This is a genomic window from Rathayibacter sp. VKM Ac-2801, from assembly GCF_009834245.1.
Taxonomy (GTDB): Bacteria; Actinomycetota; Actinomycetes; order Actinomycetales; family Microbacteriaceae; genus Rathayibacter.
This window is the reverse complement of record NZ_CP047183.1, coordinates 2,930,180-2,953,824: the sequence shown is the minus strand read 5'-3', so window position 1 is coordinate 2,953,824 and position 23,645 is coordinate 2,930,180. Positions and strand designations below refer to the sequence as shown.

The window sequence follows — 23,645 nt, the reverse complement described above, 5'->3', positions numbered from 1 at the left end:
CCGGGGCCGTCGTCGTCCGCGGACGCGGCTGCCGATCAGCCGCGGAACGTAGGCTGGAGCAGTGAATCGAACCGTCCGGATCGTCGGCCCTGCGCTCGTGCTCGTCGCCGCCGCGCTCGTCGCCCTCCTCGCGGCCCTGGCCTTCGGCGGGGGAGCTGCGGCTCCGCTGCTGAACGACCCGGGCCCCGTGGTCCGCTACGGCCTCCCGATCGCCAAGCTCGCCGTCAATCTCGGCGCCGCGGGCATGATCGGCTCCCTCGTGCTGACGCTGTTCGCACTGAGCCCCCGCGCCGCCGCCGCCCGCGACGCCCGGTCATCCTCCCGCGCCTCGACCGCGCACGCCTCCTCGCGTGGCGCCCAGTCCTCCTCCCGCGCCGGCCAGTCCTCGTCCCGCGCCGGATCGACGCGCACCGCGGTCGCCCCCGCGCGCACCGCGCCCTCCGAGGCCGTGCCCGAGCCGCGCACCGAGTTCTCGATCGCCCTCGACGTCGCCGCCGCCAGCGCCGCCTTCTTCGCCGCGGCCAGCGCGGTGACCGGCTTCCTCACCTTCCTCAACGTCACGCAGACGCCCCTGAGCCTCGACCGCGACTTCGGCACGAAGCTCAGCTACTTCATCGGCAGCATCGAGGTCGGCCAGGCCTGGCTCATCACGACCCTGCTCGCGGCCGTCGTCACGGTCCTCTGCTTCGCCGTCCGCAACCAGACCGCGCTCGTCTTCGTCACGGGCCTGGCCCTCCTCACACTGCTCCCGATGGCGCAGCAGGGGCACGCGGCGGGAGCGAGCGGCCACGACGCCGCCGTCACGGCGCTGGGCCTGCACCTCGTCTTCGCGGCGATCTGGCTGGGCGGCCTCATCACCGTCATCGCCCTGCGGCCGCTGCTCGGCGGCTCCCGTCTGCTGCCCGTGATCGAGCGCTACTCCAGCCTCGCGCTCGTGAGCTTCGTCGTAGTCGCGGCCTCCGGCTACGTCAGCGCCGAGCTCCGGCTCGCCACCCTCGACAACCTGCTCACCGGCTACGGGATCCTCGTGCTGGTCAAGGTCGCGGCGCTGGTCGCGCTGGGCCTGTTCGGCGTGCTCCAACGCCGCTACCTCATCGAGCGGATGCGGAAGGCGGGCGGCGTCGGCGGCCGCAGCTTCTGGTGGCTCGTCGGTGCCGAGATCGCCTTCATGGGGATCGCCTCCGGAGTCGCCGCGGCGCTCGCGCGCACCGCGACCCCGGTCGACCAGATCGCCGCGAGCCAGCTCACGGATCCGACTCCGGCCCAGCTGCTGACGGGCGAGCCCCTGCCGCCGCCCGCGAGCGCGATGAACTTCTTCACGCTGTGGAACATCGACCTGGTCTGGCTCCTGGTCTGCTCCTTCGCCATCGCGTTCTACATCGCCGGAGTGGTGCGACTGCACCGCCGCGGCGACCGCTGGCCCCTGCACCGGACGATCCTCTGGATCGCGGGCATGCTCCTCCTGGCCTACATAACGAACGGCGGGGTGAACGCGTACGAGAAGTACCTGTTCAGCGCCCACATGCTCTCGCACATGGTCCTCACCATGGCGGTGCCGCTGCTGCTCGTCCCGGCGGCACCGGTCACGCTGATCGCCCGCGCCGCCACCCGCCGCACCGACGGCTCCCGCGGTGCCCGCGAGTGGGTGCTGCTCGCCGTGCACTCCCGCTTCGCCACCGCGATCTCGCACCCGATCGTCGCCGCGCTGCTGTTCGTCGGGTCGCTCTGGGGCTTCTACTACTCCCCGCTGTTCCGCTGGGCCACCACGGACCACATCGGTCACGAGTGGATGATCGTCCACTTCCTCATCACCGGGTACCTCTTCGTCAGCGTCCTGATCGGAGTGGACCCGAGCGTGCACCGCGTGCCCTACGCGATGCGCCTCCTGCTGCTGCTGGGCACGATGGCGTTCCACGCCTTCTTCGGGCTCGCGCTGATGACGGGGGAGGGGCTGCTCCTCGCCGACTGGTACGGGGCGATGGGCTGGGGCACCTCCGCGCTCGCCGATCAGCAGGCGGCCGGCGGCATCGCGTGGAGCATCGGCGAGATCCCCACCCTCGCGCTCGCGATCGTGGTCGCGATGATGTGGAGCCGCTCCGACGCCCGCGAGACCAAGCGCCGCGACCGCCAGGCCGACCGCACCGGCGAGGCCGAGCTCACCGCCTACAACGATCGCCTGGCCGCCCTCCAGAAGCGCGGCTGACCGCTCCGCGCCCGTGCGACGGGGGTCATCCCCCCGATACGGGTGGGCGCACCCCCGCATCTCGCGCCACGGCCGACGGCGACGACGCTCCCGTTCCTAGACTGGCCGCGCCGCTCGGCCGGGCCCTCCTCCGAGGCCGTGCCGGGCGGCTCGGACGAGAGAGGGGGCCTCATGATCGAGGCACGAGGACTGACCAAGAGGTTCGGCGCGAAGACCGCCGTCGACGGGATCGACTTCACCGTCGAACCGGGCCGGGTGACGGGCTTCCTTGGTCCGAACGGCGCCGGCAAGTCGACGACCATGCGGATGATCGTCGGGCTGGACCGGCCGACGTCGGGCTCCGTCCGCGTGAACGGCAGGCCCTACGCCGAGCACGCCGCGCCGCTGCGAGAGGTGGGGGCGCTGCTCGACGCGAAGGCGGCGCACCGGGGGAGATCCGTGCGCGACCACCTCCGCGTCATCGCCGCCACTCACCGCATCCCGCGGGCCCGTGTCGAGGAGGTGATCGAGCTCGTCGGGCTCCAGAGCGTCGCCCGCAAGCGCGTCGGCGGCTTCTCGCTCGGGATGGGCCAGCGTGTCGGCATCGCGACCGCACTGCTGGGCGACCCGCAGACGCTGCTGCTCGACGAGCCGGTGAACGGGCTCGACCCCGAGGGCGTGCGCTGGGTGCGCGACTTCGTCCGGAGCCGGGCCGCTGACGGCCGGTGCGTCCTGCTGTCGTCGCACCTGATGAGCGAGATGGCGCAGACGGCCGACCACATCATCGTCCTCGGCCGGGGCCGCGTCCTCGCCGACGCCCCTCTCGCCGACTTCCTCGCGGAGGCGCGCCCCAGGGTGCGCGTCGCGAGCCCCGAGGCCGACCGCCTGGCCGAGCTGCTCGTCGGAGGCGGCGCCCGAGTGACCCGCACCGAGGGCGGCCTCGACGTGGAGGGCCTCGACGCCCCCGCGATCGGCGAGCTGTCGCTGCGCGGCGGCATCGTCCTGCACGCCCTCACCCCGCTGACCCGATCGCTCGAGGACGCCTACACGGCGATGACGGCGGACGCCGTCGAGTACGCCACCGCGACGGCCCCCGCCACGGAAGGAGCCGTCCGATGACCGCTCAGAGCACCGCCCCCCGTCCCTCCGCTCTCGACGGCGCCCGGCTCCGAGCCGGGGGAGTCGTCGCCTCGGAGGCGCTCAAGCTGGCGACCGTCCGGTCCACCTGGTGGTCCCTCTGGGTCTCGGTCCTCCTCGCCCTCGGTCTCGCCGCGATCCTCGGAGGGACCCTCGACGGTGTCGAGTCCGTCGAGGGGGCGACCCAGCTCGCGGCAACCGCCGCCACGGTCCATCTGCAGCTGGTCGGACTCGTCGTCGCCGTCCTCGGAGCCCTCTCGATCGGAGGGGAGTACACGACCGGGATGATCCGGTCGACCTACACCGCCGTCCCGCGGCGCCTCCCCTCGCTGCTCGCCCGCACGGGGACGGTGGCCCTCGCCGCCTTCGTGCTCGGCCTGATCACCACCGGTGGGTCGTTCGCCCTGATCGCCGTGCAGCTGGCGGGCAAGGGAGCGGCACCGGTGGTCGACGGCGAGGTCCTCGGCGCGCTGGTGGGCGGCGCGTTCCACCTCGCGGTCCTCGGAGCCTTCTCCGTCGGGCTGGGTGCGCTGCTGCGCAGCTCCGCCGCGGCGATCGGCACGGCCGTCGGAGTCCTCTTCGTACTCCCGATCGTCGTCTCGCTGGCCGGAGCCCTCCTCGATGCGCAGTGGATCACCGACGCGTCCCGCTACCTGCTCTCGAGCCTGGGGACGACGCTCTCCCGCCTGCCGGACGAGTCCGGCACCGGCGTCGGCGTCGGCACCGCCGTCCTGGCCTCGCTGGCCTGGGCCGCCGCGGCCCTCGTCCCCGCCCTCCTGGTCACCCGCGTCCGCGACGTGTAAGCCGGCCGCCCGCCTCCTCCCCAGGCTGCCGTCCCCGCCGCTCCCGCCGGCCGAGACGGGCGAGGAGGCGGGGCGCCGGTCTCCGCTGGGTACAGTGGAGCGGTGACTCAGCCGACCCTCTCCGACGAGCAGCAGCGGGTCTTCGACCTCATCGAGAACACCCGCGAGCACCTGTTCGTCACGGGTCGCGCGGGCACGGGCAAGTCCACTCTGCTCAACCACCTCAGCTGGAACACCGACAAGCAGATCGTCATCTGCGCCCCCACCGGTGTCGCGGCGCTGAACGTCGGCGGCCAGACCATCCACTCGCTGTTCCGGCTGCCGATCGGCGTCATCGCCGATTCGGACCTCGACCAGCCGCCCGAGCTGCGAAAGCTCCTCAACACCATCGACACCCTCGTCATCGACGAGATCTCGATGGTCAACGCCGACCTGCTCGACGGGATCGACCGCAGCCTCCGGCAGGCGCGGCAGCGGCGCTCCGAGCCGTTCGGGGGCGTGCAGGTCGTCCTCTTCGGCGACCCGTTCCAGCTCGCACCCGTCCCCGGCGATCCGGAGGAGCGCGCCTACTTCGCCGACCGCTACCGCTCGCTGTGGTTCTTCGACGCCCTCGTCTGGCAGGAGGCGCCGCTGCGGATCGTCGAGCTCGGCCGGATCCACCGGCAGAGCGACGAGCGCTTCAAGTGGATGCTCAACGCGGTCCGCTTCGGCATGGTCACGAAGGAGATCGCCGACGTGCTGAACGCGGCGGGCGCGCGGACGCCTCCGGCCGACGACGCGATCACGCTCGCGACCCGCAACGACACCGTCAACCGGATCAACCAGGCGGCGCTGGCGCGGCTGAAGGGCCCGCTGAAGACCGCCTCGGCCGAGATCAGCGGCGACTTCGGCGGGCGCGCCTACCCGGCGGACCAGAACCTCGAGCTCAAGATCGGCGCGCACGTGATGTTCCTGCGCAACGACTCGGAGCAGCGCTGGGTCAACGGCACGATCGGCCGGGTGACGAAGGTCGCGGGGACGGTGTGGGTCGAGGTCGACGGCGAGGTCCACGAGGTCGAGCCCGCGACCTGGGAGCGCTACCGCTACTCCTACTCCGCCGCGACGAAGAAGCTGACCCGCGAGATCGTCGCCGAGTTCGCGCAGTTCCCGCTGCGGCTGGCGTGGGCGGTCACGATCCACAAGTCGCAGGGCAAGACCTACGACTCGGCCGTGGTCGACCTCGGCCAGCGCGCGTTCGCGCCCGGGCAGACCTACGTGGCGCTCAGCCGCATCACGAGCCTCGAGGGGCTCTACCTGACGCGTCCGCTCCGGCCGAGCGACATCATCGTCGACAAGGACGTGCTGCGGTTCATGTCCGAGCGGCGGGCGGAGCCGGCCGCCGTCGCGGAGGCGTCGGCGGACTGACGCCCCGCAGAGGACGTCGGAGCAGGGGCCTCAGGCCGCCGCGCACGTCCGGGCGAGATCGCGGAACAGCTCCGTCGTCAGCCGGTACGCCTCCGCGACCTCCGCGATGACCCGCTCGCGCTCCTCCTCGTCCCAGCCCGCGGCGTCGAGCTGCTCGCGATAGGTGGCGCGGAAGGCCGAGGGAGCGGCGATCTCGCCGAAGAGGAAGAAGCCGACACCGTTGGTCTCGAAGCCGAACCGCCGCTGCAGCAGCGTGCGGACGATCGCGCAGCCGGAGAGGTCCCCTAGGTAGCGCGTGTAGTGGTGGGCGACGAAGCCGCCGCTCCAGCCCGCGGCCACGGTGCGGATCCGGTCGACGTAGGCGATGGTCGAGGGCAGCGGGTCGATGCGCTCGCGCCAGTCCTCGCCGACGAGGAAGCGCAGGTCCTCCGCGATCGCGGGGAGCCGGGTGAGCTTGGCCGAGAGGAAGGGCTCCGCGACCGGATCGCCGGCCATGTCCTCCGCCACGGCCTCGAGGGCCTCGTAGACGAAGTAGTGCTGCGAGATGAGGGCGATGTAGTCGTCGCGGCTCCCGGAGCCGGTCATCAGCGAGGTCATGAACGCGGCGCCCTCGTCGTCCGCGCCGGACTGCCCGATGCGCAGGCGCAGGGCCTCGGAGAACGGGATCACGTTCGACACGGTGGCCTCCCTCGCTACTTAGGTCTGCCTTACCTTAGCCGAGCGGAGTCGCCGGGACCAGAGGGCGTCAGTGCCCGTGTCCGCCGTCGACGACCGAGTGCATCATCCCGCCCATGTCGCCCGACCCGCCCGAGGAGGCGGCCAGGGCGGGGGTGGCGAGGGCCGAGACGGTGAGGGCGCCGGCCAGGAGTCCGACGAGAGCTCGCGACGGCGAGACGGCCTTCTCCTCGGCGCGCGGAGAGCGGAGCGAGACGGCCACCACGGCGACCGCGATCAGCTGGAGGACCGCGGCGGCCAGCGCGGGAAGGGGTTCGGCGAGTGCGCCGAGGGCCAGAGCGAGCGCGAAAGCCGCCAGAGAGGCGACCGCGACGACCAGCGCGGTGCGCGGCACGACGATCCGGCCACGCGCCAGGACGAGGACCGCCCAGAGGATCTCGACGGCGCCGAGGACCCCGACCACCGGGGCCTGCACGCCCTCACCGCCGGCGGCGAGCGAGACGTGGACGAGTCCGGCGCCGAGTCCGGCGAAAGCGGCGTTGCAGCGGGCCACGGTGGTCATGGCGGCTCCTTCGCTGGATCGGGGAAGAAGGAGGCCCCGGATCGACACACCGCATCGTGTCGTCCGGGGCCGTTCAGTCCGTCCGCCGCGGAAAACGGCGGGCCCACGGCGGACGGAGTAGAGGGGGGCGGCGGGTGCCGCCCGGGTCAGGCGGTCGCGGCGGTGCGCGTCCTCGCCGTCTTCTCGGTACCGAGTCCGACTCCCAGCAGCACCAGCGCGCTGGCGAGGTGCAGGAAGTGGTCGGCGGTGTTCAGCGCCAGCACGTTCAGGGCGGTGTCGACAAGGAAGAAGCCCACGATGCCGAGCAGCAGGTACACCGCTCCGACGGTCGTGTTGACGGTCTTCGCCGCGGCCGCGGTCGAGAGGCCCGCGATCAGCAGCGCGCCTCCGATGAGCAGGTGGGCGATGTTGTGCAGCGGGTTCACCTCGAAGATCCCGAGCAGGAGACCGCCGTCGGTCGAGAGGAACTGCACGCCGCCGGTGACGACGAAGCCGAGGAGCCCGACGACGACGTAGACGGCTCCGAAGAGAGTCGCCAGCAGTCGATTGGGGGATCTGCGCATGGTCTCCTACCTCCTTCGAGCAGCGCCTCTGCGCTGTACTCCCTCTCTTCGTAACCCGGCGCCTGCCGGTTTGGGAACCCGGTGGACTCCGCCGGTCACGGTCAGGACACGAATCGCGATCGGGCCGACAGCGGCCCTCTCGGGCCCGACGACGCCCCCGTACAGTGGTGCCGTTCGCAGACGACGGGGGAGTCGCACGGCATGGGATCTCGCAGACCGACGCGGACGGGACTGCTCGCCGTCCCGGTCCTCGTGCTCGCACTGGCCGGCTGCACGCCCGCCACCGCCTCGCGCGTGGCAGAGGCGCCCGCGCAGGCCGCATCGGAGGAGCTCGCCTCCGCTCTGTCGGGGTTCCTCGACGAGACGGTCGGCGTCGCAGGCGCGACAGGAGCGGTCGCCGGAGTCTGGTCTCCCTGGGGAGGCAGCTGGGAGGGCGCGGTCGGCTGGGAGTCGGACGAGCGCACCACCGCCCTCACCACCGACGCGCACCTGCGGCTCGGCACCGGCGGCACCGAGGCGATGACCTGCGACGTGGTCCTCGCCCTCGCCGACTCCGGCCGGGTCGACCTCGACGCCGACGTCGGCGAGACGCTGCGCTCGCTGCCCGGCATCGACGGTCTCACCCTGCGGGAGCTCTGCGCGCACACCTCCGGCCTGGCCGACTTCCGCTCGGCCCTCTGGCCGACCGTGCTCCAGAACCCCCCGCGGCAGTGGCCGACGCTCGAGCTGCTCGCCGCGGCCCAGGTGCGCGGCGCCTCGGCCGAGCCCGGAGCGGCGTGGTCCGACTCCGCGACCGGTCCGCTGCTCGCCGGCATCGTCGCCGCGCAGGTGACCGGTCGGAGCATCGGGGAGCTCTACGACCAGTACGTGGTGCCGCGGTACGGGCTGCGCAGCACGGAGCTGCCCGGCGCCTCCGAGGTCGACCTGCCCGCTCCGTCCCCCCGCGGCTACGCGGTCGCGCTGGACCCGGCGACCGGGGAGAAGCGCTGCGACGTGCGGCTCGACGTCACCGCCGCGTCCCCGTCCGCCCTCGGCGCCGCGGGCGGAGCGCTCACCGATCTGGAGGACCTCCGGCGGCTGGCGACGGGCCTCGCGGCCGATCCCGCAGGCGACGCGATGTGGCAGGACCCGGTCGTCCAGGGCCAGGGCCGCGCCGACTACCTCCGCGCCGGCCTCGGCGGGCACGAGGCGGGACCCCTCCGCGGCTTCTCGGGCCTCGCGCCCGGCTTCGTCACCGCGGCCTACTCCGACCCGGTCTCGGGCCTGACCGTGGCCGTCTCGATCAACAGCTCGACGCCCGGCGGGGACTTCGCCGCGACCGTCGCCCGCACCCTGGCCGCGATCGCGGTCGAGCAGGGCGCCGCGGCGGGAGCGGAGGGCCTGCCCCAGCTCCCGTGGACGGCCGACGGCGAGCGCGGCGCCGTGCAGGGGACCCCGACGCGCTGCTGATCCGGCGGCGCCCTACTCTGGTGCCATGCCGATCACTCCCGACACCAAGGACTGGACCTGGGTCCTCGAGCGCCCCTGCCTCGAGTGCGGTTTCGACGCCTCGCTCGTCGACGCCGACGAGGTCGCCGAGCTCATCCGCGAGAACGCCGCCGCCTGGCCCTACGTGCTCGACCGCGACGACGCGGCGGGCCGGCCCGACGACGAGACCTGGTCGCCGCTCGAGTACGCCGCGCACGTGCGCGACGTGCACCGGATCTACCGCACCCGCGTGCAGCTGATGCTCGCCGGCGACGACCCGCTCTACCCCAACTGGGACCAGGACGTCACCGCCGTGGAGGAGCGCTACGACCAGCAGGACCCCGTGCAGGTCGGCCGAGAGCTGGTCGAGGCGGCCGAGCGCATCGCCGAGGTGTTCGACTCCGTCGCCGGCGCCCAGTGGCAGCGCCGAGGCCGCCGCAGCGACGGCGCGGCGTTCACGGTCGACACGATCGCCCGCTACTACCTGCACGACGTCCAGCACCACCTGCACGACGTGCAGGGCTGAGTGCTCAGGTGTCGATGAGCTGCGGATTGAGGAACGAGAGCGTCCGCGCGTAGGCGAGCGCCGCGGAGGCGGGGCTGACCGCGTCGCGCAGGTTGCCGTTCGCGAAGTGCCGCTGCGTGTGCGGGTAGGTGTGCGCCGTGACCGGCGTCCCCGACTCCTTCAGCCGTCCGACGAACGACTCCGGGTCGTCGCCCGCGGGCCACTCGTCGCTCTGCGCGTAGTGCAGGAGGGTGGGGCACGGGACCAGCACGTGCTCCTCCGCACCGAGGGTGGCGTAGTACGCGACCCTCGCGTCCACGAGCCCGGTGCCCGCGGCGAGCAGCCCGAGGCGGCCGCCGAAGCCGAACCCGATGACGGCGCTGTGCGGGGCCCCGGCCGCGACTCCGGTGCCGACCGCCTCGGCGACGGCGGCGAGGGTGCGGTCCTGCGCGGCCATCGCGGCGAGGTCCCGCGCGTCCTCCGGGGCGAGCGTGGCCCAGCCGTCGTAGAGGTCCGGCACGAGCACGTGGTAGCCGTGCTTCGCCACGGCCTCGGCGAACGGCTCGAGCCACGGCAGGCGCCCGAACACGTCGTGCAGCACGACCACCACGGGCCGGCCGGGGTGCCCGTACTCGAGGGCGACGCCCGGCGACGGGATCTGGACGAGCTCTGTCACCCCTCCACCCTGCCCTCTGCATCCACCGATCCCGCGCGCTGCCGCGGATCCGCCCGGCGTGTCGCGTCGGATCCGCCGCTCGGGCGCCTCACCGCTCCGCGCGGCCGTGCGGCTCCAGCGGCAGGACCACCTGCTCGCGCAGGTGCTCGTAGACCACCGAGGTGCGCACGTCCGCGACCTCGCGCCGCTGGGTCAGCTCGTCGATGACGAAGGCGTAGAGGTCCTGGTTGTCGCGGACGGCGACGTGGATGATGAAGTCCTCGGAGCCGGAGGTGACGAACACGCCGACCGTCTCGTCGAGGCCGGCGACCCAGTCGCGGAACGCCTCGATGATCTCGCGCGAGGGCGGGCGGATGCGGACCGCGATCACCGCCTGCACGCCGCGCCCGAGGGCCGCGAAGTCGAGGGTGAGCGTCGCGCCGGTGATGACGCCGCGGCGCCGGAGGCTCCTCGTGCGGTCGAGAGCGGTGGTCGGTGAGACGTGCACCGCGGCTGCGAGGTCCCGGTTCGTGATCCGTGCCTCCGACTGCAGGACCTGCAGGATCCGGATGTCGAGTTCGTCGAGTGCCGCTCCTGGGCCGTTCTGCTGGTCGTTCATACGGAGATCCTGCCGGAGGCTGCTCCTGCTGCCTACTGTTCGTGACGTCACTTCGCACGAACCGAGGAGCAGTATGACCATCCCCGCCCCCGACGCCGTCGGGTTCCACCTCGACGAGATCGACACCGCCGCCCCCACCCGCTCCGCCCGCCTCAAGTGGGTGGTCGTCGTCGACGAGTCCCTCCCGGCAGGCCGCGCCGTGAACGCCGCGATCTGCGTGGGCGCCGCGACGGCCGCGCACGTCGCGGGACTGCTCGGACCGAGCCCCGCCGACGCCTCCGGATCGCTGCATCCCGGTCTGCCGTGGGCCGGATGCACGGTCCTCGCCGCCGACGCGGCGACCCTGCTCGCGATCCGGGCGAAGGCCGAGGCGCACGAGGGGACGTTCGTCGCCGACATGCCCGCCTCGGCGCAGGCCACCCGCGTGTACGACGAGTACCGGGAGGCCGTGCTGGCCAGTCGCTCCGACGAGCTGCAGTACCTCGCGGTCAGCCTGGTGGGGCCGAGGAACCGGATCGACAGGATCGTCGGGCGGCTGCCGCTGCTGGGCTGACGGACGTCGCTGCAGCGCCGGAGGAGGAGCCGCTCGCGCCGGGCGGAGGGCCCCGTCGAGTGGGGGGAGGAGAGCGAGTGACGGGAATCGAACCCGCGCCATCTGCTTGGGAAGCAGAAGTTCTACCATTGAACTACACTCGCGCGGCGCCGCTCGGGCGCACCAGGACATCGTAGCAAGGCCCGCGACCGGCCCACGCCCCGGGCTCGCGCCACGCCCTAGGATCGCAGCGTGCTCCTCTCCGACCGCGACATCTCGCTCGAACTCGCCTCCGGCCGCGTGGGGCTCTCGCCGCACGACCCGTCGATGCTGCAGCCGTCGTCGGTCGATGTGCGCCTCGACCGCTTCTTCCGGCTGTTCGACAACCACCGCTACCCGTACATCGATCCGGCCGAGGACCAGCCCGAGCTGACGCGCCTGGTCGAGACGCCGCAGGGCGAGCCGTTCATCCTCCACCCGGGCGAGTTCGTGCTCGGCTCGACCTACGAGGAGGTGTCCCTGCCGGACGACATCGCCGCGCGCCTCGAGGGCAAGAGCTCGCTCGGACGGCTCGGGCTGCTGACCCACTCGACCGCCGGGTTCATCGATCCGGGCTTCACCGGCCACGTCACCCTCGAGCTCAGCAACGTCGCGACGCTGCCCATCACGCTCTGGCCGGGGATGAAGATCGGCCAGATGTGCTTCTTCCGCCTCAGCTCGCCCGCCGAGAAGCCCTACGGCTCGGCGGAGTACAGCTCGCGGTACCAGGGCCAGCGCGGTCCGACCGCGTCGCGCTCGGCGCTCAACTTCCACCGCACGGACGTCTACACCGACTGACGCCCTCCGCGAGATACCACTCGGGTACGCGACACGCCGGAGAACGCGTACCGAAGCGGCATCTCGCGGCGAGGGATCAGGCGCTCAGCCCAGCAGGCGGGGGAGCTGGAGCACGAGCCAGGGGGAGAACGCCCACGGGGTCGAGCGGACGGCGGCGAGGGTCGCCTCGGCGTCGACCCACTCGTAGTCCATGACCTCGTCGAGGCGCGGATCGAGGGCGTCGCGGCTGATGAGCGTCGCCGTGTAGACGGGGCAGATCTCGTTCTCGACGACGCCGGACGCGTCGACCGCGCGGTAGCGGAAGTCCGGCAGGGCGACTTCCAGCGTGGCCAGCCGGGCGCCGAGCTCGCGCTCGGCCCGGCGGACGACGGCGTCCTCGATCCGCTCGCCCGGTGCGGGGTGCCCGCAGAAGGAGTTGGTCCAGACGCCCGGCCACGTGCGCTTCTCCAGCGCTCGGCGGGTCACCAGCAGCGCGCCGTCCGGGGAGAAGACGTGGCAGGAGAACGCGAGGTGCAGGGGAGTGTCCGTGTCGTGCACGGTCGCCTTGTCGGCGACCCCCACGGCGTTACCGGCCTCGTCGAGGAGGACCACCTGCTCGATCTGGTCCGTCTGCACGGCGGCGCCTGGCGAAGTCATACCGGCAAGTCAAGCATGCCGCAACACATCAGCCGGCTTATCGTCCTGGTTCTCCCCTTTGTTAGCCTTCCCCCGTGGATACGCGCGACCCCGTGGTTCTGTCCCGGTTGAGGCAGGAGCACGTCGATGCCGTCCTGGACAGGTTCTTCTCGTTGGCGAGGTCCCGGGCGGTGCGTCTCGGACCCCGCTACCTGACCCTCTGGCAGACGCTGGAGGCCAACACCCGCGGCGGCAAGCGCTTCCGCCCGCTGATGGTGATCTCGGCGTACGAGGCCCACGGCGGCCAGGATCCGGAGGCCGCCGCCCATCTCGGTGCGGCGTTCGAGCTGCTGCACACCGCGCTGATCGTGCACGACGACGTGATCGACCGCGACTTCGTGCGCCGCGGCGGCCCGAACGTCTCGGGCAGCTACCGCGACGAGGCCACGACCGCGGGCCTCTCCATCCCGATCGCCGAGCACCGCGGCACCTCGGTGGCCGTGATCGCCGGAGACCTCGCCCTCACCGGCGCCCACCGCCTCGTCGAGGGCGTCGGCGCCTCCGACGGCGTGCGGGCCCGCCTGCTCACCCTGCTCGACGAGGCCGTCTTCGCCTCCGCCGCCGGCGAGCTGGCCGATGTGGACTTCTCGCTCATGCCGGGCATGCCCTCGGTCGACGAGGTGCTCGAGATGGAGCGCCTCAAGACGGCCGTCTACTCGTTCGAGGCGCCGCTGCAGGCCGGAGCGATCCTCGCCGGGGCCTCGGACGCCGCGGTGGACGCGCTCGGCGAGTTCGGCCGCTGGATCGGCATCGCCTACCAGATCGTCGACGACCTGCTCGGCGTCTTCGGCTCGGAGGGGCAGACCGGCAAGACCACGCTGGGCGACCTCCGCGAAGGCAAGCGCACCGTCCTCATCGCCCACGCGGCCGGCACGGACTGCTGGCCCGACATCGAGGCGCTGATCGGCGACGAGCACCTCGCGCCCGAGACCGCGGAGAAGGTGCGCGGCATCCTCGAGGAGTGCGGCGCCCGCAGCTACGCCGAGGGGCTCGCGAACCAGTTCGCCGACCGCGCCTGGGCGGCTCTGGAGACCCCTGCGGTGTCGGAGGCGTTCCGCAACGAGGTCCGCCCGCTCGTGGCCAGCGTGGTCGGCCGCACCCGATGAGCGCCGTCCGCCACGCGCGGATGCGCGCGACGATGCGCTCCGCCCGGCCGAGCCCCCGTACGGTGGCACGATGAGCCGCCAGAGCGAACTGTACGACCGCGTCGCGCACGAGTCGTCCGCGCAGGTGATCCGCCGCTACTCCACCTCCTTCGGGCTGGCCACGCGCCTGCTCGCCCCGGGCGTCCGCGAGCGGGTGGAGGACGTCTACGCCCTCGTGCGCGTCGCGGACGAGATCGTCGACGGCGTCGCCGAGGAGGCCCGTCTCGACCGGGCCGCGGTGGAGGAGTCCCTCGAGGCCTTCGAGGCCGAGACCGAGCGCGCGCTCGCCTCCGGCTACAGCTCCAACCTCGTGATCCACGCCTTCGCCCGGACTGCGCGGGCGACGGGATTCGGCACCGAGCTCACACGGCCGTTCTTCGCGTCGATGCGCGCCGACCTCCGCGAGACCGAGCACACCCCCGAGTCCTTCGAGGCCTACGTCTACGGCTCGGCCGAGGTCGTCGGGCTGATGTGCCTGCACGTGTTCCTCGCGGCGCCGGACGCGGGGCTCGTCTCCGAGGCCGCCCGCGAGCGCCTCGTAGCCGGGGCCCGCCGCCTGGGCGCCGCGTTCCAGAAGGTCAACTTCCTCCGCGATCTCGCCGCCGACGTCGACGGACTCGGCCGCAGCTACTTCCCCGGAGTCGACCCGCGCGCGTTCTCCGAAGGCGACAAGGCCTCGCTGCTCGCCGACCTCGACGACGACCTCGCCCAGGCCGCCACCATCGTGCCCGAGCTCCCGCGCTCGAGCCGGCGCGCGGTCGTGCTCGCCCACTCCCTCTTCGCCGCCCTGGCCGACCGGATCCGCGCGACGCCCGCCGAGGAGCTCCTCCGCGCCCGCGTCAGCGTGCCCACGGCCACCAAGGCGGCTCTCGCCGCGAAGGCGGCCGTCTCGACGCTCGGCCCGCGCCTGGGCCCCGGCCCCGTCCGCGCGACCCGCTCGAGGACCGGCCCGCACCGCGCCGTCGTCATCGGCGGCGGGATCGGCGGGCTCGCCTCCGCCGCGCTGCTCGCGCGCGACGGCTACGACGTGACCCTCCTGGAGGCGCGCGAGGCCGTCGGTGGCCGCGCCGGCTCGTGGGAGCACGAGGGCTTCCGCTTCGACACCGGTCCCTCCTGGTACCTGATGCCCGAGGTGTTCGACCACTTCTTCCGCCTGATGGGCACCAGCGCCGAGGAGCGTCTGGACCTCGTCACGCTCGACCCCGGCTACCGGGTCTACAGCGAGGGCGTCGACGAGCCGATCGACGTGCTCGCCGACCTCGAGTCCAACCTCGCGCTCTTCGAGAGCATCGAGCCCGGAGCGGGCGAGCGGATGCGCGCGTACCTCGACTCCGCGCGCGACACCTACGAGATGGCCAAGCGCCGCTTCCTCTACACGAGCTTCTCCTCCTTCCTCCCGCTGCTGCGCCGCGACGTGCTCAGCCGCACCGGGAGGCTCGGCCGCCTGCTGCTCACGCCGCTCGACACGTTCGCGGCGACGGCGGTCACCGACAACCGGCTGCGCCAGATCCTCGGCTACCCGGCCGTCTTCCTCGGCTCCTCGCCGTTCGCCGCGCCGAGCATGTACCACCTGATGAGCCACCTCGACCTCGCCGACGGCGTGCTGTACCCGATGGGCGGATTCACGAAGCTGATCGAGGCGGTCGCGGACGTCGCCGAGGAGGCGGGCGTCACCGTCCGCACGTCCTCGCCCGCGACGCGGATCCTCACCTCGCGCTCGCCCCGCGGCGGGCGCCGCGGCGCCGAGGTCGTCGGAGTCGAGTTCACGGGCCCCGACGGCACGGAGCGGATCCCCGCCGACCTGGTCGTCAACGCCTCCGACCTCTACACCACCGAGCAGTCGCTCCTCCCCGAGGAGCTGCGGACCTACCCGCCCGCCTACTGGGAGAAGCGGGAGCCCGGCCCGAGCGCCGTCCTCGTCCTCCTGGGCGTCCGCGGGGAGCTGCCCGAGCTCGAGCACCACACCCTGCTCTTCACGAAGGACTGGCGCGACAACTTCGACAAGATCTTCGGCGAGCACCCCACCGTCCCCGATCCCGCGTCGATCTACGTCTGCCGCCCGAGCGCGACCGACGCGAGCGTGGCACCGGAGGGGCACGAGAACCTGTTCGTGCTCGTGCCGATCCCGGCCGACACCTCGATCGGCCACGGGGGAGTGGACGGCGCAGGCGACGCGCGGGTCGAGGCCATCGCCGACCAGGCCATCGCGCAGATCGCGACCTGGACCGGCGCGACCGACCTGGCCGAGCGCATCGTCGTCCGCCGCACCATCGGCCCGGCCGACTTCGAGAGCGATCTCGGCGCCTGGCGCGGCTCGATGCTCGGACCGGCCCACGTCCTCTCGCAGAGCGCCTTCTTCCGCGCCGGGAACGTCAGCAGGCACGTCGACGGACTGCTCTTCGCCGGCAGCTCCACGATCCCCGGCATCGGCCTCCCCATGTGCATCATCAGCGCCGAGGTCATGCTCAAGCGCGTGCGCGGCGACGTGTCGACCGAGCCTCTGCCCGTGCGGGAGGCACCGTCGGCCCCGGTCGCGCCCGTCGCCGTGGGGGAGTAGGCGTGGGGATCCTCTACCTGCTCGCGCTCCTCGTCTCGATCACCGGGATGGTCGTGCTCGATCGCCGCTTCCGGCTGTTCTTCTGGGCGGACGCGCGCCGCGCCTCGATCGTGCTGCCCGTGGGAGTCGCGTTCTTCCTGATCTGGGACCTCGTGGGGATCGGCCTGGGCGTCTTCTTCCGCGGCGAGACCTCTTACATGACCGGTCTGCAGCTCGCGCCGGAGCTGCCGGTCGAGGAGGTCCTCTTCCTCACCCTGCTCTGCTACCTGACGATGGACGTGCACGGCTTCCTCTCGCAGCGGGTCGCCCGGCGGGGGGAGGCGCGCGCGTGACCTACCTCCTCCTCAACGCCGTGTTCCTCGCGGTGGTGCTGGTGCTGCTGCTGCTCGCGCTGCGCCGGCGCGTCCTGCGTCTGCCCGCCGTCCTCGGGACGCTCGCCGTGCTGCTCGTGACGACCGCCGTCTTCGACAACATCATGATCGGAGTGGGCCTGCTGGTCGCCTACGACGACGACCTGATCTCGGGGATCCGGATCGGCGTCGCTCCGATCGAGGACTTCGCCTACGCGATCGCCGCGGCCCTCGCCCTCCCGGCGCTCTGGGTGCTCCTGCCCGCGCGACGTCGGAGCGAGCCGTGAACCGGCTGCGCGCGCTGTTCGTCTCGAGCCGCCCGCTGAGCTGGGTCAACACCGCCTACCCGTTCGCGGCGGCGTACCTGCTGACCACCCGCGAGATCGACCTCGCCTTCGTGCTCGGCACGATCTACTTCCTCATCCCGTACAACCTCGCGATGTACGGGATCAACGACGTCTTCGACTACGAGTCCGACCTGCGGAACCCCCGCAAGGGCGGCGTCGAGGGGGCCGTGCTCGACCGCAGCGAGCACCGCGCCACTCTGATCGCGGCGGTGGCCACGAACGTGCCGTTCCTGGTGGCGCTCGTGCTGCTCGGGTCCCCGGTCTCGTGGCTGGTCCTCGCGATCAGCGTCTTCGCCGTGATCGCCTACAGCGCGCCGGGGCTCCGCTTCAAGGAGCGTCCGTTCGTCGACTCGCTGACCTCGGCCACCCACTTCGTCAGCCCCGCCGTCTACGGGATCGCCCTCGCGGGCACCGTGGTCACCGGCCCGCTGGTGGCGCTGCTCGTGGCGTTCTTCCTCTGGGGGATCGCGAGCCACGCCTTCGGCGCCGTGCAGGACATCCTCGCCGACCGGGCGGGCGGCATCGGCTCGATCGCGACCGTGATCGGGGCGAAGGCGACCACGCGCTTCGCCATCGCCGCCTACGTCGCGAGCGGCCTGCTCCTGCTCCTGCTGCCCTGGCCGGGGACCCTCGCGGCGATCCTGGCGGTGCCGTACGCGGTGAGCATCTGGCCGTACCGGTCGCTGGAGGACGCCGAGGCGGAGCGGGCGAACGCGGGCTGGAAGCGCTTCCTCGCGGTGAACTTCCTGACCGGCTTCCTCGTCACGCTCCTGCTGATCGTGTTCTGGATCGCCACGGCCTGATCCGCGGCCTCTCCGCCGCGAGATGCCACTTCGGTACGCCTTCGACGGCGTGTCGCGTACCCAAGTGGCATCTCGCGAAGTCGCGCCGCCCTGCGAGGCCCGGTCGGCTCGCGAGACGCCACTGACGAGGGCGACACGCCGCGCGCGAGCGTCAGAGGTGGCATCTCGCGGGAGGGGCGAAGGCCGTCGCAGGGGCGGGCGCTCAGGCGTCGACGGGGGCGGTCGCCGGCGGGCGGCGCACCGGCAGGAGCAGCACCAGCCCGACGGCGAGGACGAGGACGAGGCCGAGGATGCCCCAGTACTGCACGTTCGCCTCGCCGCTGCCCGAGACGGCCGCGGCGATCGAGACGGCGGCCGCGAAGGCGGCGGGAGCGAGGAACGAGGCGGCCCGCCCGGTCGTCGCGTAGAGGCCGAAGATCTCGCCCTCGCGTCCCTCCGGGATGAGGCGTGCGAGGTAGCTGCGGCTCGCCGACTGCGCCGGGCCGACGAACAGGCACAGCAGCAGGCCGAAGATCCAGAACACCGTGCTCCCCCCGTCGTGCAGGACGAAGACGGCCGTGCCGCAGACGACCAGTCCGATGAGCGAGGCGACGATCACGGCCTTGGGGCCGATGCGGTCGTCGAGAGCGCCGACCGAGATGGTCGCCACTCCGGCCACGACGTTCGCGGCGATGGCGAACAGGATCACCTCGCCGGCGTCGAAGCCGAAGGTGCCCTGCGCCAGCACGCCGCCGAAGGTGAAGACCCCGGTGAGCCCGTCGCGGAACACCGCGCTGGCGATGAGGAAGGCCACGGTGCTGCGGCTCTCGCGCCAGAGGGCGGCGACCTGCGCGAAGAGCGCGCGGTAGGAGGCGATCACTCCCACCCGCTCCGCCCGGCTCGCCTGCGCCGGCGTCTCCGGCACCGCGACCAGCACCGGCAGGGCGAAGACGGCGAACCACACGCCGGCGACCAGGATCGAGACGCGCACGTCGAGGCCGTCGTCCCCCGTCACCCCGAAGAGCCCGACCTCGGGCGAGATGAAGCCGAAGTACACGATCAGCAGCAGGACGATGCCGCCGACGTAGCCCATGCCCCAGCCGAAGCCGGAGACGCGGCCGATGGTCGCCCGGGTCGAGACCTGGAGGAGCATCGCGTTGTAGTTGACGCTCGCGAACTCGAAGAAGACCGTGCCGACCGCGAGCAGTCCGAGGCCGAGCCAGAGGAGGGCCGGGTCCGGGCGCACGAGGAACATCAGCAGGATGCAGAGGACGACGACGGAGGAGTGGACCCCCAGCCAGAATCGGCGGCGCCCGCCGAGGTCGGCCCGGCGGCCGGTGATCGGCGCGATCACGGCGACGACCACGCCGGCGGCGGCGAGCGACCAGCCGAGCGCGGCCGAGACTCCGCTCGAGGTGCCGAAGAGCCCGTCGGTGGTGAGGTAGACGGTGAAGACGAAGGTGGTGACCACCGCGTTGAACGCCGAGCCGCCCCAGTCCCACAGGCCCCAGGCGAGGACGGGCCAGCGGCCGGTGCGCGTCGTCATGGGCCCACCGTAGGGGGAGGAGGTGAACGGCTGGAAGCGGCGGGCCCCGCGAGTCTGAGAGTTGAGCCGATACGACTCAACTTCTCATCACCGGACTTGACGCGAGACGACGGATGCGTAAACTTGAGCGTGCGGGGCTCAACTCCCGCAGAGGATTCCGCACCACCCGTCAACTGACCGGCAGCCGCCCGCGCGACGCCGATCGCGAAGGAGAACAACGCATATGTCCCGTGCCGTAGGCATCGACCTGGGAACCACCAACTCTGTCGTGGCCGTCCTCGAGGGAGGCGAGCCCACCGTCATCGCCAACGCCGAGGGCTTCCGCACCACGCCGTCCGTCGTGGCGTTCACCAAGGACGGGGAGGTGCTCGTCGGCGAGACCGCGAAGCGCCAGGCCGTCACCAACGTCGACCGCACCATCGCGTCGGTCAAGCGCCACATGGGCACCGACTGGACCTTCGGCGTGGAGGACAAGAAGTACACCCCGCAGGAGATCTCGGCCCGCATCCTGGGCAAGCTCAAGCGCGACGCGGAGCAGTACCTGGGCGACAAGGTGACCGACGCGGTCATCACCGTCCCGGCCTACTTCAACGACGCCGAGCGCCAGGCGACCAAGGACGCCGGCGAGATCGCCGGCCTCAACGTCCTGCGCATCATCAACGAGCCCACCGCGGCCGCGCTGGCCTACGGCCTCGACAAGGGCAAGGAGGACGAGCTCATCCTCGTCTTCGACCTCGGCGGCGGAACGTTCGACGTCTCCCTCCTCGAGGTGGGCAAGGACGACGACTTCTCGACCATCCAGGTCCGCGCGACCTCCGGCGACAACCGCCTCGGCGGCGACGACTGGGACCAGCGCGTCGTCGATCACCTGGTCAAGCGCTTCAAGGACTCGACCGGCGTCGACGTCTCGAAGGACAAGATCGCGCGCCAGCGCCTCAAGGAGGCCGCGGAGCAGGCGAAGAAGGAGCTCTCCTCGAGCACCTCGACCAGCATCCAGCTGCCCTACCTCTCGCTCACCGAGAACGGCCCGGCGAACCTCGACGAGACGCTCACCCGCGCCAAGTTCGAGGAGCTCACCAGCGACCTGATCGAGCGCACCCGCAAGCCCTTCACCGACGTCATCGCCGAGGCGGGCGTCAAGGTCGAGGACATCGCGCACGTGGTCCTCGTCGGCGGCTCGACCCGCATGCCGGCCGTGGCCGAGCTCGTCAAGAAGCTCACCGGCGGCAAGGAGCCGAACAAGGGCGTCAACCCGGACGAGGTCGTCGCCGTGGGCGCCGCGCTGCAGGCCGGTGTCCTCAAGGGCGAGCGCAAGGACGTCCTCCTGATCGACGTGACCCCGCTCTCGCTGGGCATCGAGACCAAGGGCGGGATCATGACCAAGCTCATCGAGCGCAACACCGCGATCCCGACCAAGAGGTCCGAGACCTTCACCACGGCCGACGACAACCAGCCGTCCGTCGCGATCCAGGTCTTCCAGGGCGAGCGCGAGTTCACCCGCGACAACAAGAACCTCGGCACGTTCGAGCTGACCGGCATCGCGCCGGCCCCGCGCGGCATCCCGCAGGTCGAGGTCACCTTCGACATCGACGCCAACGGCATCGTCCACGTGTCCGCGAAGGACAAGGGCACCGGCAAGGAGCAGTCGATGACGATCACGGGCGGCTCGTCGCTCCCCAAGGACGACATCGACCGCATGGTCCGCGAGGCCGAGGAGCACGCCGCCGAGGACAAGGCCCGCCGCGAGGCCGCCGAGATCCGCAACAACGCCGAGACCCTGGCGTACTCGATCGACAAGCTGATCAAGGACAACGAGGACAAGCTGCCCGAGGACGTCAAGTCCGAGGTGCAGGGCGACGTCGACGCGCTGAAGACCGCGCTCGCCGGCGACGACGACGCGGCCGTCAAGACCGCGTTCGACGCCCTCAACGCCTCGCAGACCAAGATCGGCCAGGCGATCTACTCCCAGGACCAGGCCGCGCAGAGCGCCCCCGCGGACGCTCCGGCCGACGGTGACAAGAAGGACGACGAGGACATCGTCGACGCCGAGGTCATCGACGAGGACGAGCCGAAGGACACGAAGTAGCCATGGCAGCCGAGAACGAGCCCCAGGACCTCCCCGAGGAGCAGCCGGCCACCGGCGGCGAGGCGGGAGCCGAGGCGGCGCAGGACGCGCAGGACCAGGAGGGCCTCATCGAGGCCGAGGGACCCGACGTCGAGACCAGCCTCTCGGACGCCGACCTCTCGTTCCTGTCGGGCCAGTCCAGCGCCGAGACGCTCGCGGCCGAGCACCTCGCCGACCTCCAGCGGGTCACCGCCGAGTACGCGAACTACCGCAAGCGCACCGAGGCGAACCGCCAGGTCGACAAGGAGCGGGCGATCGGCGACGCGGTGAAGGTCATCCTCCCCGTGCTCGACGACCTCGACCGCGCCGAGAAGCACGGCGACCTCGCCGAGGGCGGGCCCTTCACGGCCATCGCGCAGAAGCTGCGCGGCGGAGTGGAGAAGCTCGGCCTGGTGAAGACCGGCGCCGTGGGCGACCTGTTCGACCCGAACATCCACGAGGCGATCTTCCAGCAGCCCACCCCCGGCGCCGAGACCTCCACGGTCGCGGACGTCGTCGAGGCGGGCTACTACCTCGGAGGCTCGCTGCTGCGGGCCGCCAAGGTGGTCGTGGCAGTCCCCGCCGACTGACCCCGCCACCGGCACCACCACCGCGGAGGACCTCGCCCCGCTCGGCAGCACGCTGCCGGACCGGGGCGGGGTCCCTCGCCGCATTCGACACAGGAAGAGGCACATGGCCAGCCAGGATTGGTTCGACAAGGACTTCTACAAGGTCCTCGGCGTGTCCAAGGACGTCTCCGCCGCGGACCTGAAGAAGACCTACCGCAAGCTCGCCCGCCAGTTCCACCCCGACTCCAACCCGGGGGACGCGAAGGCCGAGGCGCGCTTCAAGGAGATCAGCGAGGCGTACACCGTGCTCTCGGACGCCGAGCAGCGCAAGGAGTACGACCAGATCCGAGCCATGGGCGGAGGAGCGCGCTTCACCGCGGGCGGCCAGCCCGGAGGGTTCGACGACGTCTTCGGCGGCATGTTCGGCCAGGGCGGGCGCACCTCCTACAGCACCCAGCAGGGCCCGCCGCCCGGCTTCGAGGACATCCTCGGCGGCATGTTCGGCGGCGGAGGCAACCGCTTCGGACAGCCCAGCGGCGGCTACCGCGGCTTCGGCGGCCCGCAGAAGGGCGCCGACGTCACCGCCAGCACCACCATCGACTTCCGCACCGCCACCCGGGGCGACACCGTCCAGCTGCAGACCGGCGACGGGCGCACCCTCTCGGTGCGCATCCCGGCCGGCGTGGCCGACGACCAGAAGATCCGCGTCCGCGGCAAGGGCCGCCCGAGCCCGGACGGCGGCGAGCCCGGCGACCTGGTGCTCACCGTCTCGGTCCGCAAGCACCCCGTGTTCGAGCGCGACGGACTGAACCTGCGCGTGACGGTTCCGGTCACCTTCGTCGAGGCCGTCTTCGGCGCGACGATCGAGGTGCCGACCCTCGGCGGCGAGCCCGTCAAGCTGCGGGTCGCCGCCGGCACCCCGAGTGGGCGGGTCCTGCGCGTCAAGGGCCGCGGCGTCACGACCCCCAAGGGCACGGGCGACCTGCTCGCCGTCCTCCAGGTCGCCGTCCCGAGCCATCTGTCCGCCGCCGCCCGCGAGGCCCTCGAGGCCTACGCCGCCGCCGAGCCGGACGAGGACCCGCGCGAGGACATCCTGGAGAAGGCCCGCTACTAGCACCGGATCGGCGCGACCGGTCGGAGGAGGAGACATGGACGAGAACACGCCCGTCTTCGCGATCGCCGTCGCCGCCGAGCTGGCGGGGATGCATCCGCAGACGCTGCGGCAGTACGACCGGCTCGGGCTCGTGAGCCCGACCCGCACCGCGGGCAAGTCGCGCCGCTACTCGATGCGCGACGTGGTGCAGCTGCGCGAGGTCGCCCGGCTCTCGTCCGAGGGCGTCTCGCTCGAGGGCATCGCGCGCATCCTGCAGCTCGAGAACCAGGTGCAGTCGCTCTCGCAGCGGGTGCGCGAGCTGGAGTCGGCCCTCGCTGACGAGCTCCTGAACCGGCCCGGCCGCCGCGTGTTCGCCGCCGGTCTCGAGGGCGACGTGGTCACTCTGCGCCACGGGACGCGCGCGCAGCGCCGGACCGAGCTGGTCGTCTGGCGCCCCGCGCCACGATCGGGTGCCACCGACGACGCCACGCCCTGAACGAGGGGTAGCCTGACCGGGCGCCGCCCCATCACGGCGG

Annotated in this window: 24 protein-coding genes and 1 tRNA gene; 17 read left to right on the top strand and 8 right to left on the bottom strand. The window is 72.2% G+C overall.

The annotated features are described in order from the left end of the window. Window positions 1-61 precede the first annotated feature (61 nt). The 4 genes from GSU45_RS13795 (at window position 62) to GSU45_RS13780 (ending at window position 5,526) form a co-directional block, all read left to right on the top strand. Window positions 62-2,203, top strand: a complete 2,142-nt coding sequence (locus GSU45_RS13795) for a cytochrome c oxidase assembly protein (protein WP_244248126.1) — start codon at window positions 62-64, stop codon at window positions 2,201-2,203. A 171-nt stretch (window positions 2,204-2,374) separates the two neighbouring features. Further along, the gene (locus tag GSU45_RS13790) at window positions 2,375-3,301 is read left to right on the top strand and encodes an ATP-binding cassette domain-containing protein (RefSeq protein WP_159915711.1); all 927 of its coding nucleotides are present in this window, start codon (window positions 2,375-2,377) and stop codon (window positions 3,299-3,301) included. Then, on the top strand, window positions 3,298-4,122 hold the full coding sequence (locus GSU45_RS13785; RefSeq protein WP_159915709.1) for a hypothetical protein: 825 nt from the start codon (window positions 3,298-3,300) through the stop codon (window positions 4,120-4,122). Before GSU45_RS13790 ends, GSU45_RS13785 begins: the two co-directional genes overlap by 4 nt. A gap of 102 nt (window positions 4,123-4,224) precedes the next feature. Further along, window positions 4,225-5,526, top strand: coding sequence for a DEAD/DEAH box helicase (locus GSU45_RS13780; protein WP_104222908.1), 1,302 nt, complete (start codon window positions 4,225-4,227; stop codon window positions 5,524-5,526). Between the two features lie 30 nt (window positions 5,527-5,556). On the opposite strand, the gene GSU45_RS13775 is transcribed toward GSU45_RS13780, so the two are convergent. The 3 genes from GSU45_RS13775 to GSU45_RS13765 all read right to left on the bottom strand — a co-directional run bounded on the left by GSU45_RS13775 (window position 5,557) and on the right by GSU45_RS13765 (window position 7,326). Continuing rightward, complete coding sequence (locus tag GSU45_RS13775) at window positions 5,557-6,204, bottom strand: biliverdin-producing heme oxygenase (RefSeq protein WP_159915707.1); 648 nt, start codon at window positions 6,202-6,204, stop codon at window positions 5,557-5,559. A gap of 67 nt (window positions 6,205-6,271) precedes the next feature. Further along, window positions 6,272-6,763: a hypothetical protein gene (locus GSU45_RS13770; protein WP_159915705.1), complete on the bottom strand. Its 492-nt coding sequence runs from the start codon at window positions 6,761-6,763 to the stop codon at window positions 6,272-6,274. Window positions 6,764-6,909: 146 nt separating this feature from the next. Beyond that, on the bottom strand, window positions 6,910-7,326 hold the full coding sequence (locus tag GSU45_RS13765; RefSeq protein WP_159915703.1) for a DUF4383 domain-containing protein: 417 nt from the start codon (window positions 7,324-7,326) through the stop codon (window positions 6,910-6,912). 201 nt (window positions 7,327-7,527) lie between these two features. On the opposite strand from GSU45_RS13765, the gene GSU45_RS13760 reads away from it, so the two are divergent. Both GSU45_RS13760 and GSU45_RS13755 read left to right on the top strand, forming a co-directional pair. Beyond that, a complete protein-coding gene (locus GSU45_RS13760) occupies window positions 7,528-8,775 on the top strand; it encodes a serine hydrolase domain-containing protein (protein WP_159915701.1) in 1,248 nt (415 codons plus the stop codon). Window positions 8,776-8,800: 25 nt separating this feature from the next. Next, complete coding sequence (locus tag GSU45_RS13755; RefSeq protein WP_159915699.1) at window positions 8,801-9,319, top strand: DinB family protein; 519 nt, start codon at window positions 8,801-8,803, stop codon at window positions 9,317-9,319. Between the two features lie 4 nt (window positions 9,320-9,323). On the opposite strand, the gene GSU45_RS13750 is transcribed toward GSU45_RS13755, so the two are convergent. Beyond that, window positions 9,324-9,974 carry a dienelactone hydrolase family protein gene (locus GSU45_RS13750; RefSeq protein ID WP_159915697.1) on the bottom strand — a complete coding sequence of 217 codons (651 nt, stop codon included), beginning with the start codon at window positions 9,972-9,974 and terminating at the stop codon, window positions 9,324-9,326. Between the two features lie 88 nt (window positions 9,975-10,062). Continuing rightward, entirely contained in the window at window positions 10,063-10,572 is a 510-nt protein-coding gene (locus GSU45_RS13745; RefSeq protein WP_159915695.1) for an Lrp/AsnC family transcriptional regulator, read from the bottom strand. 73 nt (window positions 10,573-10,645) lie between these two features. Here GSU45_RS13745 and GSU45_RS13740 point away from each other — a divergent pair, with 73 nt between their 5' ends. Further along, window positions 10,646-11,125 carry a DUF2000 domain-containing protein gene (locus GSU45_RS13740; RefSeq protein ID WP_159915693.1) on the top strand — a complete coding sequence of 160 codons (480 nt, stop codon included), beginning with the start codon at window positions 10,646-10,648 and terminating at the stop codon, window positions 11,123-11,125. Window positions 11,126-11,197: 72 nt separating this feature from the next. Here GSU45_RS13740 and GSU45_RS13735 read toward each other — a convergent pair. After that, window positions 11,198-11,268 (bottom strand) — tRNA-Gly (locus GSU45_RS13735). Between the two features lie 88 nt (window positions 11,269-11,356). On the opposite strand from GSU45_RS13735, the gene dcd reads away from it, so the two are divergent. Continuing rightward, window positions 11,357-11,941 carry a dCTP deaminase gene (gene dcd / locus GSU45_RS13730; RefSeq protein WP_159915691.1) on the top strand — a complete coding sequence of 195 codons (585 nt, stop codon included), beginning with the start codon at window positions 11,357-11,359 and terminating at the stop codon, window positions 11,939-11,941. An 84-nt stretch (window positions 11,942-12,025) separates the two neighbouring features. Here the strand turns inward: dcd and idi are convergent, their stop codons facing one another. Beyond that, on the bottom strand, window positions 12,026-12,577 hold the full coding sequence (gene idi / locus GSU45_RS13725) for an isopentenyl-diphosphate Delta-isomerase (RefSeq protein WP_159915689.1): 552 nt from the start codon (window positions 12,575-12,577) through the stop codon (window positions 12,026-12,028). A gap of 170 nt (window positions 12,578-12,747) precedes the next feature. Between idi and GSU45_RS13720 the strand changes: the two genes are divergently transcribed. From GSU45_RS13720 to GSU45_RS13700, 5 genes are all read left to right on the top strand, one after another. Then, window positions 12,748-13,722 carry a polyprenyl synthetase family protein gene (locus GSU45_RS13720; protein WP_244229492.1) on the top strand — a complete coding sequence of 325 codons (975 nt, stop codon included), beginning with the start codon at window positions 12,748-12,750 and terminating at the stop codon, window positions 13,720-13,722. A 70-nt stretch (window positions 13,723-13,792) separates the two neighbouring features. Beyond that, window positions 13,793-16,318 carry a phytoene desaturase family protein gene (gene crtI, locus GSU45_RS13715; RefSeq protein WP_159915687.1) on the top strand — a complete coding sequence of 842 codons (2,526 nt, stop codon included), beginning with the start codon at window positions 13,793-13,795 and terminating at the stop codon, window positions 16,316-16,318. Window positions 16,319-16,320: 2 nt separating this feature from the next. Beyond that, window positions 16,321-16,650 (top strand): lycopene cyclase domain-containing protein, encoded by a 330-nt coding sequence (locus tag GSU45_RS13710; RefSeq protein ID WP_159915685.1) that lies wholly within the window; start codon window positions 16,321-16,323, stop codon window positions 16,648-16,650. Continuing rightward, on the top strand, window positions 16,647-16,955 hold the full coding sequence (locus GSU45_RS13705; protein ID WP_159915683.1) for a lycopene cyclase domain-containing protein: 309 nt from the start codon (window positions 16,647-16,649) through the stop codon (window positions 16,953-16,955). Before GSU45_RS13710 ends, GSU45_RS13705 begins: the two co-directional genes overlap by 4 nt. Further along, window positions 16,952-17,818 carry a prenyltransferase gene (locus GSU45_RS13700; RefSeq protein ID WP_159915681.1) on the top strand — a complete coding sequence of 289 codons (867 nt, stop codon included), beginning with the start codon at window positions 16,952-16,954 and terminating at the stop codon, window positions 17,816-17,818. Before GSU45_RS13705 ends, GSU45_RS13700 begins: the two co-directional genes overlap by 4 nt. A 202-nt stretch (window positions 17,819-18,020) precedes the next feature. Here the strand turns inward: GSU45_RS13700 and GSU45_RS13695 are convergent, their stop codons facing one another. Beyond that, window positions 18,021-19,343, bottom strand: a complete 1,323-nt coding sequence (locus GSU45_RS13695; protein ID WP_159915679.1) for an MFS transporter — start codon at window positions 19,341-19,343, stop codon at window positions 18,021-18,023. A gap of 223 nt (window positions 19,344-19,566) precedes the next feature. Here GSU45_RS13695 and dnaK point away from each other — a divergent pair, with 223 nt between their 5' ends. The 4 genes from dnaK (at window position 19,567) to GSU45_RS13675 (ending at window position 23,605) form a co-directional block, all read left to right on the top strand. Beyond that, window positions 19,567-21,429 (top strand): molecular chaperone DnaK, encoded by a 1,863-nt coding sequence (dnaK, locus tag GSU45_RS13690; protein WP_104222890.1) that lies wholly within the window; start codon window positions 19,567-19,569, stop codon window positions 21,427-21,429. A 2-nt stretch (window positions 21,430-21,431) separates the two neighbouring features. Continuing rightward, entirely contained in the window at window positions 21,432-22,037 is a 606-nt protein-coding gene (locus tag GSU45_RS13685; RefSeq protein WP_104222889.1) for a nucleotide exchange factor GrpE, read from the top strand. Window positions 22,038-22,140: 103 nt separating this feature from the next. Continuing rightward, window positions 22,141-23,130 (top strand): DnaJ C-terminal domain-containing protein, encoded by a 990-nt coding sequence (locus GSU45_RS13680; protein ID WP_159915677.1) that lies wholly within the window; start codon window positions 22,141-22,143, stop codon window positions 23,128-23,130. Window positions 23,131-23,164: 34 nt separating this feature from the next. Beyond that, the gene (locus tag GSU45_RS13675) at window positions 23,165-23,605 is read left to right on the top strand and encodes a MerR family transcriptional regulator (protein WP_104315058.1); all 441 of its coding nucleotides are present in this window, start codon (window positions 23,165-23,167) and stop codon (window positions 23,603-23,605) included. Window positions 23,606-23,645 lie beyond the last annotated feature (40 nt).

What these genes read in the sequence shown, in the direction of transcription:
- GSU45_RS13790 (WP_159915711.1), top strand. Translation starts at nt 2,375, where the DNA reads ATGATCGAGGCACGAGGACTGACCAAGAGGTTCGGCGCGAAGACCGCC.
- GSU45_RS13785 (WP_159915709.1), top strand. Translation starts at nt 3,298, where the DNA reads ATGACCGCTCAGAGCACCGCCCCCCGTCCCTCCGCTCTCGACGGCGCC.
- GSU45_RS13770 (WP_159915705.1), bottom strand. Translation starts at nt 6,763, where the DNA reads ATGACCACCGTGGCCCGCTGCAACGCCGCTTTCGCCGGACTCGGCGCC.
- GSU45_RS13765 (WP_159915703.1), bottom strand. Translation starts at nt 7,326, where the DNA reads ATGCGCAGATCCCCCAATCGACTGCTGGCGACTCTCTTCGGAGCCGTC.
- GSU45_RS13760 (WP_159915701.1), top strand. Translation starts at nt 7,528, where the DNA reads ATGGGATCTCGCAGACCGACGCGGACGGGACTGCTCGCCGTCCCGGTC.
- GSU45_RS13755 (WP_159915699.1), top strand. Translation starts at nt 8,801, where the DNA reads ATGCCGATCACTCCCGACACCAAGGACTGGACCTGGGTCCTCGAGCGC.
- GSU45_RS13745 (WP_159915695.1), bottom strand. Translation starts at nt 10,572, where the DNA reads ATGAACGACCAGCAGAACGGCCCAGGAGCGGCACTCGACGAACTCGAC.
- GSU45_RS13740 (WP_159915693.1), top strand. Translation starts at nt 10,646, where the DNA reads ATGACCATCCCCGCCCCCGACGCCGTCGGGTTCCACCTCGACGAGATC.
- idi (WP_159915689.1), bottom strand. Translation starts at nt 12,577, where the DNA reads ATGACTTCGCCAGGCGCCGCCGTGCAGACGGACCAGATCGAGCAGGTG.
- crtI (WP_159915687.1), top strand. Translation starts at nt 13,793, where the DNA reads ATGAGCCGCCAGAGCGAACTGTACGACCGCGTCGCGCACGAGTCGTCC.
- GSU45_RS13695 (WP_159915679.1), bottom strand. Translation starts at nt 19,343, where the DNA reads ATGACGACGCGCACCGGCCGCTGGCCCGTCCTCGCCTGGGGCCTGTGG.
- dnaK (WP_104222890.1), top strand. Translation starts at nt 19,567, where the DNA reads ATGTCCCGTGCCGTAGGCATCGACCTGGGAACCACCAACTCTGTCGTG.
- GSU45_RS13685 (WP_104222889.1), top strand. Translation starts at nt 21,432, where the DNA reads ATGGCAGCCGAGAACGAGCCCCAGGACCTCCCCGAGGAGCAGCCGGCC.
- GSU45_RS13680 (WP_159915677.1), top strand. Translation starts at nt 22,141, where the DNA reads ATGGCCAGCCAGGATTGGTTCGACAAGGACTTCTACAAGGTCCTCGGC.
- GSU45_RS13675 (WP_104315058.1), top strand. Translation starts at nt 23,165, where the DNA reads ATGGACGAGAACACGCCCGTCTTCGCGATCGCCGTCGCCGCCGAGCTG.